The sequence below is a fragment of the Oceanicola sp. 22II-s10i genome (assembly GCF_002210105.1).
Lineage (GTDB): Bacteria > Pseudomonadota > Alphaproteobacteria > Rhodobacterales > Rhodobacteraceae > Pseudooceanicola.
Genome location: NZ_AQQU01000012.1, coordinates 38,014 through 51,521, shown reverse-complemented (window position 1 = coordinate 51,521; position 13,508 = coordinate 38,014). Strand labels below are relative to the sequence as shown.

8 protein-coding genes are annotated in these 13,508 nt (G+C 68.9%); 3 read left to right on the top strand and 5 right to left on the bottom strand.

Going from position 1 to position 13,508, the window contains the following annotated elements; translation table 11 throughout:
• Window positions 1-377: 377 nt before the first annotated feature.
• From der to ATO6_RS21255, 3 genes are all read right to left on the bottom strand, one after another.
• Entirely contained in the window at window positions 378-1,865 is a 1,488-nt protein-coding gene (gene der, locus ATO6_RS21265) for a ribosome biogenesis GTPase Der (protein WP_088626069.1), read from the bottom strand.
• Between the two features lie 120 nt (window positions 1,866-1,985).
• Complete coding sequence (locus tag ATO6_RS21260) at window positions 1,986-3,350, bottom strand: PQQ-like beta-propeller repeat protein (RefSeq protein WP_254919233.1); 1,365 nt, start codon at window positions 3,348-3,350, stop codon at window positions 1,986-1,988.
• A gap of 42 nt (window positions 3,351-3,392) precedes the next feature.
• The gene (locus ATO6_RS21255; RefSeq protein WP_088626067.1) at window positions 3,393-4,073 is read right to left on the bottom strand and encodes a tetratricopeptide repeat protein; all 681 of its coding nucleotides are present in this window, start codon (window positions 4,071-4,073) and stop codon (window positions 3,393-3,395) included.
• 243 nt (window positions 4,074-4,316) lie between these two features.
• On the opposite strand from ATO6_RS21255, the gene ATO6_RS21250 reads away from it, so the two are divergent.
• Together ATO6_RS21250 and ATO6_RS21245 are read left to right on the top strand one after the other, a co-directional pair.
• Window positions 4,317-5,585: an efflux RND transporter periplasmic adaptor subunit gene (locus ATO6_RS21250; protein ID WP_088626066.1), complete on the top strand. Its 1,269-nt coding sequence runs from the start codon at window positions 4,317-4,319 to the stop codon at window positions 5,583-5,585.
• Window positions 5,582-9,154, top strand: a complete 3,573-nt coding sequence (locus tag ATO6_RS21245; protein ID WP_088626065.1) for an efflux RND transporter permease subunit — start codon at window positions 5,582-5,584, stop codon at window positions 9,152-9,154. Before ATO6_RS21250 ends, ATO6_RS21245 begins: the two co-directional genes overlap by 4 nt.
• Window positions 9,155-9,342: 188 nt before the next feature.
• Here the strand turns inward: ATO6_RS21245 and ATO6_RS21240 are convergent, their stop codons facing one another.
• Window positions 9,343-11,157 (bottom strand): ABC transporter ATP-binding protein/permease, encoded by a 1,815-nt coding sequence (locus ATO6_RS21240; protein WP_088626064.1) that lies wholly within the window; start codon window positions 11,155-11,157, stop codon window positions 9,343-9,345.
• 88 nt (window positions 11,158-11,245) lie between these two features.
• Between ATO6_RS21240 and ATO6_RS21235 the strand changes: the two genes are divergently transcribed.
• Window positions 11,246-11,620, top strand: coding sequence for a helix-turn-helix transcriptional regulator (locus tag ATO6_RS21235; RefSeq protein WP_088626063.1), 375 nt, complete (start codon window positions 11,246-11,248; stop codon window positions 11,618-11,620).
• On the opposite strand, the gene ATO6_RS25515 is transcribed toward ATO6_RS21235, so the two are convergent.
• The gene (locus ATO6_RS25515) at window positions 11,584-13,437 is read right to left on the bottom strand and encodes a LysM peptidoglycan-binding domain-containing protein (protein WP_254919232.1); all 1,854 of its coding nucleotides are present in this window, start codon (window positions 13,435-13,437) and stop codon (window positions 11,584-11,586) included. The genes ATO6_RS21235 and ATO6_RS25515 overlap by 37 nt on opposite strands.
• Window positions 13,438-13,508 lie beyond the last annotated feature (71 nt).

The following is a 13,508-nucleotide window of genomic DNA, read 5'->3' as shown; positions in this document are numbered from 1 at the left end:
GAGCGCCGGCCCGTCCCCGCGGGCTGACGCTCTGGCGACGCCTGCGCATCGTTTCGAGGTCGGAGGCATGTGGCGAGATGAAAGCGCCCATGACGGTCGTCGGCTGCGCCATCCCACGGGCCGGCGCTCGCCCGGCCCCGGTTCCGATTGCGGGATGACCACGGTCCATGAGCCGCCCATGAAAGGCCCCGATGCCTTACGGCCCGTAAAGGCGATATCGAGGCCCCATCGGCCTGACACGCTGTTCAAGACGGCGCGCGCCCGATGAGCACGTGGCATCTCGCCCCGTGATCCCGCCCGGACCGGCCTGAACCCGCACCATCCCACGGACCGGACCGAGCCCGGCACCGATACGGATGGGACAGCGCCCGCCACCGTTACCCCTTCTTGCCGGGAATCGGTTTGCCCAGGTGCTTGCGCAGCCGCGACGGCGTGGACTTCTTCCGCCCCTTGTAGGGGTTCTTGTCCCCCTGCCCGCGCATGTGCAGCCGGATCGGCGTGCCCGGCATGTCGAAGCTTTCGCGCAGCCCGTTCACCAGATAACGCACGTAGCTGTCCGGCATCTTGTCGGGATGCGAGCACATCACCACGAACCCCGGCGGGCGGGTCTTGGCCTGCGTCATGTAGCGCAGCTTGATCCGGCGGCCCTGCGGCGCGGGCGGCGGGTGCTGCTCCAGCATGCCGGTCAGCCAGCGGTTCAGCTGGCCGGTCGAGACCCGGCGGTTCCAGATCTCGTGCGCCTTGACGATGGCGGCATGCAGCCGGTCGAGGCCACGCCCCGTCCGCGCCGAGACTGTCACCAGCGGCGCGCCGCGCAGCTGCGGCAGCAGACGCTCGAAGGCCTCCTTCAGCTCCGCCAGCTTGCCCTGCCGGTCTTCTTCCAGATCCCACTTGTTCACCGCGACGACCACCGCGCGCCCCTCGCGCTCGGCCAGGTCCGCGATCCGCAGGTCCTGCTGTTCGAACGGAATCGCCGCGTCCAGCAGGACGACGACCACCTCCGCGAACTTCACCGCGCGCAGGCCGTCCGAAACCGAAAGCTTCTCGACCTTGTCCTGCACCTTGGCACGCTTGCGCATACCCGCGGTGTCGAACAGGCGCATCGGCACATCGTCCCACACGATCGGCAGCGAGATGGAATCGCGCGTGATTCCCGCCTCCGGCCCGGTCAGCAGGCGGTCCTCGCCGATGATCCGGTTGATGAGAGTCGATTTCCCGGCATTCGGACGCCCGACGACAGCCACCTGCAACGGACGCCTGTCCGAAGGCCGCCAGTCCTCGCCGGCCTCGCCCTCCTCGGCTTCCGCCTCGGACAGCGTGACATCCGTCACCGGCGCCTCTTCCTCCGCAGCCGCCGCCTTCTTCTCGAAGGCATCGGCGATCGGCATCAACGCGGCATAGAGATCGGCCATCCCCTCGCCATGCTCGCCGGAAATGCGCAGCGGTTCGCCCAGACCCAGACCATAGGCCTCGAGTACACCGGCATCCGCCGCCTGCCCCTCGGCCTTGTTTGCGGCGACGATCACCCGCCCCGACCGGCGGCGCAGGATCTCGGCAAAGACCTCGTCCGTGGGCGTGATCCCGGCGCGGGCGTCGATCACGAACAGGCAGACATCGGCCATGTCCACGGCCCGCTCGGTCAGGCGGCGCATCCGGCCCTGGAGGCTGTCGTCGGTGACCTCTTCCAGCCCCGCCGTGTCGATCACGGTGAACTTCAGGTCGCCCAGCCGGGCCGCGCCCTCGCGCAGGTCGCGGGTGACGCCGGGCTGGTCGTCGACCAGCGCCAGCTTCTTGCCGACGAGACGGTTGAACAGCGTCGACTTGCCCACGTTGGGACGGCCGACGATGGCGAGGGTGAAGGACATGGGCCCGGACTCCGGCGAACTCGAAGCGCCCCGATACACCATTACCGGCGCGGCGCAAAGGCGCGTCGTTTCACGGGACGGCGGGCGGGGCGTCGGCGCGGCCGCGCGGCGCGCGCCGGATCAGCGATAGGCCAGCAGCTTTCCGTCCGAGGACACGACGTAGAGCGTGCCGCCAGCGACCACCGGGTTCACCGTCGCGCCGCCGGGGATCTCGACCGACCGGGTCATCGCGCCCGAGGCCGGATCGAAGAACCGCAGCAGCCCGTCGTTCGACGCGATGATCACCTGACCACCCGCGACCACCGGGCCGTAGTGGACAAAGATTTCATGCTGGCGGCGGAACGATCCGCTGGTGAAGAACGGCAATTCCACGCCCCAGATCCGCTCGCCCGTGGCGGCGTCGAGGCGCAGCAGCTCGTTGCGGTCCGATACCATGAAGACAGACCCGCCGATCACCGTCACCGGGGCTTGCGGCCCCTCGTTCGCGGTCCAGACCGGTTCGCCGTTGCCGACATTCATCGCCACCAGCCGACCGGACTGGCTGCCCACGTAGACCGTATCGCCCACGACAACCGGGTCGCCGGTGATCCCGCCGACGTTCGCGCGCGCATAGCCCGCGCGGCGGCCGCTCACGTAGCCTTCCCACTGACGCAGCCCGCCCTTGCGGAACGCGCCGATGATCTGGCCCGACGAGAACGGGAAGATCGCATAGGTCTCGGTCAGCGCCGGGGCCGGCCCGCCGAGGGTGTCGTTCATCGCCGCGGCGCTGGTGATCTGCCACAGCACCCGGCCGGTCTTGGGGTCGATCGCCCAGCCGGTCGCGTCGCCGGACACCAGATAGACCACGCCCTTGAAATAGGTCGGGCTGCCGTTGCCGACCGCCTCGAGTTTCTGCTGCCATGCGATCCCGCCCGATGCGGGGTCGAGCGCGGTCAGCGTGCCGAAACCGGACGAGACATAGACCAGCCCGCCACCCGCGGCCAGGCCGCCGCCGGTCGCGTCGCTTCCGCGTTCGCGCGGCGGGACGAGGTTGGTCTGCCACAGGGTCTGCCCGGCGGTCGAAGTCGCGGTGACCTGCGCCTCGGCGTCCAGCGTGAACACCCGTCCGCCCATGACGACGGGAGATGCGGTGATCCGGTTGCGGCGGCTGTCGCCCGCGCCGATCGGCGCCGACCATGCCAGCCGCGGCGCGGCGGCCAGCGCGGGGTGCGCGGTGCGGGTCGACGGCGTGCCGGGCCGTTGCAGCCATTCGGCGTTCATCGTGGCGCGCGGCAGGGCGATACGGACCGAGCGGTTGGCGGCCACGTCGTTCGGACCCGGTCCCGGCGCCTCGGTTGCCAGCACGTCGCGGACGTTCTCGCGCTTGCCGGGCAGGTAGACCTCGCGTTCGTCGCAGGCGGCCAGCAGCGCCACGGCACCGATCAGCGCCACCCGCACCAGTCGCGTCCCGAACGCCGCGCCCATGATCCCAGCTGCCTCAGCCATGTTCCGCGTGCCCCTGTCCAATTCGTCTGATCAATATGGCGTTCACTGGTCGCCGGTCGCAGCGCCTTCGGCCCCGGCCGGATCTTCTCCGAGCGCCACCATCAACTGAGAAATCCGCTGACGCAAGCCCGCGGTCAGTTCCGCATCGCTCAGGACACCACGCAGGGTCGCAACCGCCGCGTCGCGGTCGCCTTCCTCGATCTGGGTCAGGGCGATCTGTTCCAGTGCCATCAGCCGCAGCGGCGCGCCCGGCGCGGCCAGCTGTTCATAGCCCGCGCGGCGATCCGCCGGCGACGTGCCCGGCCCGCTGAGGCCAAGCGCCTTGAACCGGGCCAGATCGCGATAGATCCGCGACAGCCCCTCGGTCTCGGCCACCGCCATCAGCCGGTCGACCGCCGCGGCGGTGTCGCCCGCCTCCACGGCCTCGCCCGCCTGCAGCATGTTGCGCACGGCCGACTGGCCGGGGCCCGTCACCTCGACAGCGGCCAGCGCGGTGACACGTTCGGCCGGATCCGCCTGCTGCAGCGCCGACAGCAGGTCGTCGCCGAGCGCCTCGGCCTCGGCGCGGGCCGTCGCCTTCTGGTATTCGTTCCAGGCGGCCGCGCCGACGACCACGACCACGACCAGCAGCGCGATCCAGCCATACCGCTTGAGCAGCGCGAAATTGCGATCGCGGCGGACCTCCTCGGTCACCTCGTCGATGAAACTGTCGCTCTGGCTCACGTCGGACTACCCCCTGAATTCCGGCCCGTCTTACAGCCTTGACCGCGTGCTGCCAATACCCGGCCAGACCTGTCAGCAGTGCCGCACCGTCACAAGGGCGCCAGCTTGCGCGGCGTTGCAGAAAAGCCTATTCTGAACCGGATAGTTCAGAAAGCCGCAACGCCCCTCTTGTAAGGGCCGAGCGATACTATACCTGCACCCCATCCGCCCCCAGGGCCCGCGAAAAGCCTTTCGGAAAGACACATGCGACTGCTCCCCGTACTGACCGCCATTCTCGTGGCCGCAACGCTCTATGTCGTCATCATGCACCGCGATGCGCTGACCGCCTTCGCCAACGGTGCCAGCGCCGCCGAGGCGGTCGAGATGGCAAAGGCCGAAAACGACGCACCCGCCGAACGGGCCGCGGCGCCCGCCCGGACGATCAAGGTCGAACACAAGCCGGTCGGCGTCATCGCCGTGCACTCCGAGGCGCGCGAAATCGACGGCGCGGTCCTGCTGCGCGGCGCGACCGAAGCGGCGCGTCAGGTCGAACTCCGGGCCGAGACCTCGGGCCGCGTGATTTCCGAACCGATCCGCCGCGGCGCCAATGTCGAGGAGGACCAGATCGTCTGCGAACTGGACCCCGGCACGCGCGACGCCTCGCTGGCCGAAGCGCAGGCGCGTCTGGCCGAAGCCCGCGCCTCCGTGCCGTCCTCCGAAGCCCGTGTCGAGGAAGCCAAGGCACAGCTTGAGGAGGCGCGCATCAACGAGAACGCCGCCGTCAAGCTCTCCGCCGACGGCTACGCCTCCGACACCCGTGTCGCCTCGGCCCGCGCCGGGGTGCGCTCGGCCGAAGCTGCCGTGGCCACCGCCGAGTCGGGCCTTGCCACCGTCAACGCCGCGATCCAGAGCGCCGAGGCCGCCGTTGCCGCCGCCACGCGCGAGATCGACCGCCTGACCATCAAGGCCCCGTTCGGCGGGCTGCTGGAAACCGACACCGCCGAACTGGGCACGCTGCTGCAGCCCGGCGGGCTCTGCGCGACGATCATCCAGCTCGATCCGATCAAGATCGTCGGCTACATCCCGGAAACCGAGGTCGCCCGCGTCGAACGCGGCGCCCGCGCCGGTGCGCGGCTGGCCGCCGGCGGCGGCGAGGTGATCGGACAAGTCACGTTCCTGTCGCGCTCCGCCGATCCCCAGACCCGCACCTTCCGGGTCGAGATCGAGGTCCCGAACCCCGACCTCAGGATCCGCGACGGCCAGACCGCCGAGATCGGGATCGAGGCGGCGGGCGCCAAGGCGCACCTGCTGCCGCAGTCCGCGCTGACCCTGAATGACGAGGGCACGCTGGGTGTCAGCATCGTCACCGCCGACAACATGGCCGATTTCGTTCCGGTCCAGATGATGCGCGACACCGTACAAGGTGTGTGGCTGACCGGACTGCCGGACAAGGCCGACGTCATCATCATCGGACAGGAATACGTGGTGCCCGGCGTGGCCGTCGCACCCACATACCGGGAACAGACCGAATGACCGGAATAGTCGACTGGGCCGCGTCGCGCGCGCGGATGATCCTGGCCTTCATCGCCGTCTCGCTTCTGGCGGGCGGCTATACCTATGTGAACCTGCCGAAAGAGGGCGAGCCGGACATCGAGATCCCGGCGCTCTTCATCTCGGTCCCCTTCCCCGGCATCTCGGCCTCCGACTCGGAAACGCTGCTGATCAAGCCGATGGAATCCGAGCTGTCGGACCTCGACGGGCTGGACCGGATGACCTCCACCGCCTCCGAAGGCTACGCGGGCATCGCGCTGGAATTCGAATTCGGCTGGGACAAGACCAAGACCATGGCGGACGTGCGCGACGCCATGTCGACGGCGGAATCCAAGTTCCCGGACGGCTTCGACAGCTATTCGGTGAACGAGATCAACTTCTCGGAATTCCCGATCATCATCGTCAACCTGACCGGCCGGGTGCCGGAACGGACCATGACGCAGGTGGCCAAGGACCTGCAGGAAAAGGTCGAAGGCATCGACGCCGTGCTCGAGGCCGGGATCGCGGGCAACCGCGACGAGATGGTCGAGGTCATCATCGACCCGCTGCGGCTCGAAAGCTACAACGTCACCGCCGACGAGCTGATCTCGGTCGTGACCAACAACAACCAGCTGATCGCGGCGGGCGAGATCGAGAACCCCGGCGGCACCTTCTCGGTCAAGATCCCCGGCAGCTTCGACGAACCGCGCGACATCTACTCGCTTCCCGTCAAGCGCAACGGCGACCGGACGGTCACGCTGGGTGAGCTGGCGGAAATCCGGCTGACATTCGAGGACCGCAAGGGCACCGCGCGCTTCAACGGCGAACCGACCGTCGCGCTGCAGGTGGTCAAGCGCAAGGGCTTCAACCTGATCGACACGGTCGAAGAGGTGAAGCGCGTCGTTGAACAGGCGCAGACCGAATGGCCCGAGGAACTGCAGGCCGCCGTCACCGTCGGCACCTCGAACGACCAGAGCCGCGTCGTCGGCTCCATGGTTCAGCAGCTCGAAGGCTCGGTCCTGACCGCCATCGCGCTGGTGATGATGGTCGTCCTCGCCGCGCTCGGGCCGCGCCCCGCGCTGCTGGTCGGCTTCTCGATCCCGACCTCGTTCCTGCTGTGCTTCGTCCTGCTGGGCGTGATGGGGATCACCATCTCGAACATCGTGATGTTCGGCCTGATCCTCGCCGTCGGGATGCTGGTCGACGGCGCCATCGTGGTCGTCGAATACGCCGACAAGCGGATCTCCGAAGGCTCGGGCCCGATGCACGCCTATGTCGAGGCGGCGCAGCGGATGTTCTGGCCGGTGATCTCGTCCACCGCGACGACGCTCTGCGCCTTCCTGCCGATGCTGTTCTGGCCGGGCGTGCCGGGGCAGTTCATGGGCATGCTGCCGGTCACGCTGATCTTCGTGCTCGCCGCCTCGCTGGTCGTGGCGCTGATCTACCTGCCGGTCATGGGTGGCGTCTCGGGCCGCCTGTCGCGCAACTTCGGCCGCGCCTCGGACTTCCTGCGGGCAAAGCTGCCCTGGGTCGTGCGGGCGGCGCTGGTGCCGGTTGCGCTCTACCTGATGTTCCTCGGCGCGATGCTGACGATCAACCCCGGCTACCTCAGCGGCACGCCGCGTGGCGAACTGGGGGCTATGGCCACCCTGCCGGGCATCCTGCTGTTCCTCTTCGCGGCGTCCTTCGCCTCGGTCACGCTGGGCGCGGCCAAAGTGCACTGGCGGCGCAACAAGGTCCGCGCGGGTTATCGCCGGACGCCCTTCGGCTATTTCATCAAGTTCCTGACCGCCAACCCGATCATGCCGCTGGTCACCATCGGCCTCGTCGTGGCCTTCGTGATCTCGGTCTTCAGCTACTACGGCGCCAACAACAAGGGCGTTGAGTTCTTCACCGAAAGCGAACCGGAACAGGCCATCGTCTATGTCCGCGCGCGGGGCAACCTGTCGCTGGCGCAGAAGGACGACCTCGTGGAGGCCGCCGAGGCGATCGTGCTGGAACATCCCGGCGTCAAGAACGCCTTCGCCTTCTCGGGCGACGGCGGTCTGAACACCAACACCGGCGGCGCGCAGCCGCCGCTGGACACCATCGGCCAGATCCAGCTGGAAATCGTCCCGTGGGAAGACCGCCGGAACCAGCCCGAACTGGACGGCGACATCGTCATCGCCGAACTGACCGAACAGCTGGAAACGCTGCCCGGCATCAAGGTCGAAATCCTGAACGCCGCCATGGGCCCGGCCTCGGCCAAGCCCGTGCACCTGCGGCTGAAGGGCGACGACTGGGACGCGCTGATCGAGGCGACCGCCAAGGCGCGCGCGCAGTTCGACGAGACAGAAGGGCTGATCCAGATCGAGGACACGCTGCCCCTGCCCGGCATCGACTGGCAGATCGACGTGGATGTCGAGAAGGCGGGCCGCTACGGCGCCAACGTGACCGTCGTCGGCGCAATGGTGCAGTTCGTGACCCGCGGCCTGCTGCTGTCGACCATGAGCGTCGACAGCTCGGACGAGGAGATCGAGATCCGCGTCCGCCTGCCGGAGGATTACCGCGTCCTGTCCACGCTCGACACGCTCAAGGTCCGGACGCAGGACGGGCTGGTCCCGCTGTCGAACTTCATCACCCGCACCCCGGTCGAGAAGCTGGCCCAGATCAAGCGCGTCGACCAGAAGCGCTACTTCGACGTCAAGGCCGGGGTCGCTTCGGGGCTGACCGTCACCGGGCCCGAGGGCAACCAGGTGCCGATGACCGCCGCCGAACGGATCGAGACCATCACCACCTGGCTGAACGAAGAGGCCGACCTGCCCGCGGGCGTCGAATGGGAATGGACCGGCGACCAGGAGGACCAGGCGGAAAGCCAGGCCTTCCTGACCTCGGCCTTCTCGGCGGCACTGGCGCTGATGTTCATCATCCTGCTGGCGCAGTTCAACTCGTTCTACAACTCGGTGCTGGTGCTGCTGGCCGTGGTGCTGTCGACCGTCGGGGTGCTGATCGGGATGCTGGTGATGGATCAGGCGTTCTCGATCATCATGACCGGGACCGGGATCGTCGCACTGGCCGGGATCGTGGTGAACAACAACATCGTGCTGATCGACACCTACCAGGAATATTCGGCCTACATGCCGCGGATCGAGGCAATCATCCGCACGGCGGAACAGCGCATCCGTCCGGTGCTGCTGACCACGATCACCACCATGGCGGGCCTCGCGCCGATGATGCTGGGCCTGTCGCTCGACTTCTTCGCGGGCGGTTACTCGATCGACAGCCCGACGGCGCTGTGGTGGAAGCAGCTGGCGACGGCGGTGGTCTTTGGCCTCGGCATCGCGACGGTGCTGACGCTGGTGGTGACGCCGTCGCTGCTGGCGCTGCGGGTCTGGGCCGTGACCTATGTGCGCTGGATCGCGCGGGCCCTGGCCAGCCTGTCGATGGGCCGCTCGAGCAAGGCCGCGCAGGACTTCGCCCTGCGCCGCGCCGCGCGGCGGGTGAAAGCGCCGGAGATCCTGTGGGACGATGGCGCGGGACCGGCTGCGGCACGGGTCGTGCCCGCGGGCGGAACGCTGAAGGCGGCGGAGTGATCCGGGTGGTCTGAAAGGTTTGCCGCGCCGCTTGCGGCGCGGCCGGAGCGAGGGGGCGTTGCCCCCTCGCGCTCCCCAAGGTATTTTTGACCAGAAGAAGTAGGGGACCGGTGCAATGTACCGGACGCCGCGCCAGACGGGACGGCGGGCGGGGCGTCGGCGCAGCCGCGCGCCGTCCGTCGGTGGGGTCAGGCCGCCTCGGCCTCGGCCTGCTGGTGCGACCAGAGTTGCGCGTAGCGGCCCTGCCTTGCGAGGAGCTCGGCGTGGGTGCCGGATTCCACGATCCTGCCCGCCTCCAGCACAACGATCCGGTCCGCGTCGGCGATCGTCGATAGCCGGTGCGCGATCATCAGCACCGTCCGCCCCTGCCCGGCCCGGTTCAGCGCCGACTGGATGCCGCGTTCCGTGTCGGTGTCGAGCGCCGAGGTCGCCTCGTCCAGCAGCAGGATCGGCGGGTCCTTGAGCAGCGTCCGGGCGATGCCGACCCGCTGCTTTTCGCCGCCTGAAAGCTTCAGGCCCCGCTCGCCCACCGTGGTGTCGTAACCGTCCGGCAGGGACATGATGAAATCGTGGATCTGGGCGGATTTCGCGACCGCCTCGATCTCCTCCTGCGTGGCCCCTGCACGGCCATAGGCGATGTTGTAGCGGATGGAGTCGTTGAACAGCACCGTGTCCTGCGGGACCACCCCGATCGCGGCATGCAGGCTGTCCTGCGTCACGTCGCGCAGATCCTGCCCGTCGATCCGGATCGCCCCGCCGGTCACGTCGTAGAACCGGAACAGCAGCCGCCCGATGGTCGACTTGCCCGATCCCGACGGCCCGACGATCGCCACCTTCTGCCCCGCGCCGATCCGCACCGTCACGCCCTGCAGGATCTCGCGTTCCGCCTCGTAGCCGAAGCGGACATCGTCCAGCTCCACTGCGCCGCCCGTCACCTTCAGCGCGGGCGCGCCGGGCGCGTCGCGGATCTCGGCCGGGCGGTCGAGCAGGCCGAACATCTCGCCCATGTCCACCAGCGCCTGACGGATCTCGCGATAGACCGTCCCGAGGAAGCCGAGCGGCATGGTGATCTGCAGCATGTAGGCGTTGACCATCACGAAATCGCCCACCGTCAGGTCGCCCGACTGCACCCCGAGTGCCGCCATCGCCATCACCGCCACCAGCCCCACCGTGATCAGCAGCGCCTGCCCGGCGTTCAGGAAGGCCAGCGAATAGGCCGTCTTGAGCGCCGCGCTTTCGTAGCGCGCCATCGCGACGTCATATCGCCCGGCCTCGCGCTGTTCGGCGCCGAAGTATTTCACCGTCTCGAAGTTCAGCAGGCTGTCGATCGCCTTCTGGTTGGCATCGGTGTCCTGATCGTTCATCTCCTTGCGGAGCTTCACCCGCCATTCGGTGACCTTGAAGGTGAAGGCGACATAGGCCGCGATCACCCCTGCGACGACCAGCAGGTAGCGGATGTCGAAGACCAGCCACAGCACGATGGCCACCAGCACAAGCTCCAGCAGCAGCGGACCCATGGACAGCAGCATGAAGCGGAGCAGGAAATCGACGCCCTTCACGCCGCGCTCGATGATCCGGCTCAGCCCGCCCGTGCGGCGGGTGATGTGGTAGCGCATCGACAGCTGGTGGATGTGCTCGAACGTTTCCAGCGCCAGCTTGCGCAGCGCGCGCTGGCCGACGCGGGCAAAGATCACGTCGCGCAGCTGCTGGAACCCCACGTTCAGCGCCCGTGCCGCGCCATAGGCCGCCGTCAGGCCGATGGCGCCAATGGCGACCACCCAGCCTTCGCCGGCGGCCTCGCCCGAAAGGGCGTCGACCGCGCCCTTGAAGAAGAACGGCGTCGCGATCGCAATCAGCTTGGCCGCCAGCAGCGCGACCAGCGACCAGATCACCCGGCGCTTCACCCACGGTTCATCCGCCGGCCACAGGTAGGGGATCACCCGCGCGATGATCTGGCGCCCGTTCTGGGGCGTGTCCGAAGTGGTGAGGGTGGATTTGCGCATGGCTGGCTTTCACGCTGGCCGGGACTTGCCGGAACGTGTCATCCGGGGTATCACGGTATCAATTCAACGTTTCATGAGTAGTTGAACGATGGATCAGAGTCCAGCCCTCGCCGCGCTTTCCGCGCTGGCCCATGAGACCCGGCTCGAGATCGTGCGCCTGCTGGTCCGCGCGGGCTGTCGGGGCCGGGCGGCGGGCGATATCGCCGAGGCCGTCGGCGCCTCGGCCTCCGGCCTGTCGTTCCATCTGCGCCACCTCGAACAGGCCGGGCTGATCCGCGCCCGGCGCGAGGGCCGGCAGGTGATCTATGCGCTGGACCGGCCCCGGATGGGCGCGCTGATCGGCTACCTGCTCAGCGACTGCTGCGCCGACGACGCCGAGGTGCGGGCCTGCTGTCTGGCCGTCCGCACGGATCCGCAGGAAGACTTTCAGTTGGACGAGGCGTCCGGCACCGCGAAGATCTGACCGGGATAGATCAGGTCAGGGTCCCGGATACGGTCGGCATTGGCCTTGAAGACCTTCACGTATTGCACGCCTTCGCCGTAGTTCTCGCGCGCGATGGCCCAGAGCGTGAAGCCCGGTTGCACCGTCACCTGCATCACCCCGTTGTGCATCTGCGCCTTGAGCGCCCGACGGACGGCATCCTCGTCCTCGCGTTCGAACGGCGTTTCGGCGCGGGAGCGGACCTTGCCGTCATCGCTGACCTCGTCGACGCGCAGGTCATAGACGCCCCGGTCGACATCCGGCAGGTCGGTGCGCCACGTTCCGTCCGGGCCGATCCGGCTGTCAGTGACGGGGCGGTTGTCCAGGTAGATGCGGACAAAGCCCCCGGCCTTGCCGCGGCCACTGACCTCGACCTCGCCGGTTTCGGTGTAGGAGATCGTGTCGATCGACACTTCGTCCATCACGTCGGGTGCATCGCCGGCATCCTGCAGCACGCGGGTCCCGTCCTCGCGCGCGAGGATCACGGTCGGAGGCTGCGGGAGGTCCGACGGGGCCCCGGCCTGCGCCGGAGGGGTCGCATTCGCGGGCGCGTTGTCACCTGAGGGGGCACTGGCCGAGGCATCGGCGGTCGCCGGCTGCGGTTCGGACGGGGCGGCGGCCGCGCCGGGCACAGGCGCGCTGGCGGTGTCGGCCGCGGCGCTGCTGTCGGCATCCGCCGGACGGTCGGGATTGGCCGCGACCGTCACCGGGTCGCTGCCCGGCAGAGCGGGCGTGGTGCCCGGCTCGGACGGGGCGGGCAGCGCATCGGCCGGGGCTCCGACCGTGGCGGGCGGCGTGTCGGCGGGCGGCGTCTCGGCGGCGGCGGTGGCCACCGGCTCGCGCGGGGCGAGGATCACCCGATCGGTGCTGGTGACGGGGCCTTCGCCTGCGGGGCCGGACATCACCAGCGTCATGACCTGCGGCTGCGCTGACAGCGGCACCGACAGGAAGGCCGCGAACTTGCCGTCACCGCCGATCTCTTCGCGGGTCAGCTCGTCACCGTCCAGCAGAACGGCCACGGCCCATTGCGGCACACCGCGCCCGGCGACCAGCGTGGTGCCGTCCGCCTCGACGCGCACGATGTCGAAGCTCGGCGGTGCGGGCGGTGTGACGGGTGCGTTATCGCCTGAGGTATTGGGGTCGCCTGCAGCGGTTGTTTCGCTCGAAGTGGCGGTATCGCCCGAGGCGGCGGCATCGCCTGCAGCGACGGCGTCTCCGGCAGCGGTCGTGTCGCCCGCGGTGGTGGCGTCGCCCGCGGCAGTTGGTTCGCTCGAGGCGGTGGTATCACCCGACGCAGGGGCGTCGCCTGCTGCAGCGGTATCTCCGGCAGCAGCGGTATCGCCTGCCGCAGCTGTGTCGCCCGCAGCGGCGGTATCGCCAGAAGCGGCAGTGTCACCGGATGCCGTCTCCGTCGTCGGCTCGGTGGCCCCTGCTGCCGGAGCCTCGGTGGCGGCGGTTTCGGGCGCGCCGCCATCGGACTGGGCCGGGGCCTCGGACTGTGCGGGCGGCTCGGCGGTCGCGACCTCGGCGGGCGGCGGCGTGTCCGCAGGCGCTTCGGGCGCCGCGGCCTGTTCCGCCGGAGCTACGGGCTCGGCGGCAGTCGCGGGTGCCCCGGTCGCGGCGCTTTCACCGGAGGTTGAAGGACGTTCGGCCGATGCGCTGACCGGCGGGGCCTCCTCGGCCGCGCGGCGCAATATCAGTTCGGGATAGAAGTAAGCCGTGATGGCCGCCAGCACGACGGTTGCGGCCACGCCGGCCGAGACAGGCCAAACCCAGGCTCCTGCCTTTGACGTCATCATATATCCCTTCGCAGACAGAGCCCCCCAGCTCCGCGATTGAGACCCTATATCAACAAGGGTATCACGGGTCA

Excerpts from the sequence above, each read along its gene's own strand:
- ATO6_RS21250 (WP_088626066.1), top strand. The coding sequence starts at position 4,317 with ATGCGACTGCTCCCCGTACTGACCGCCATTCTCGTGGCCGCAACGCTC.
- ATO6_RS21260 (WP_254919233.1), bottom strand. The coding sequence starts at position 3,350 with ATGGCTGAGGCAGCTGGGATCATGGGCGCGGCGTTCGGGACGCGACTG.
- der (WP_088626069.1), bottom strand. The coding sequence starts at position 1,865 with ATGTCCTTCACCCTCGCCATCGTCGGCCGTCCCAACGTGGGCAAGTCG.
- ATO6_RS21240 (WP_088626064.1), bottom strand. The coding sequence starts at position 11,157 with ATGCGCAAATCCACCCTCACCACTTCGGACACGCCCCAGAACGGGCGC.
- ATO6_RS21245 (WP_088626065.1), top strand. The coding sequence starts at position 5,582 with ATGACCGGAATAGTCGACTGGGCCGCGTCGCGCGCGCGGATGATCCTG.
- ATO6_RS25515 (WP_254919232.1), bottom strand. The coding sequence starts at position 13,437 with ATGATGACGTCAAAGGCAGGAGCCTGGGTTTGGCCTGTCTCGGCCGGC.
- ATO6_RS21235 (WP_088626063.1), top strand. The coding sequence starts at position 11,246 with ATGGATCAGAGTCCAGCCCTCGCCGCGCTTTCCGCGCTGGCCCATGAG.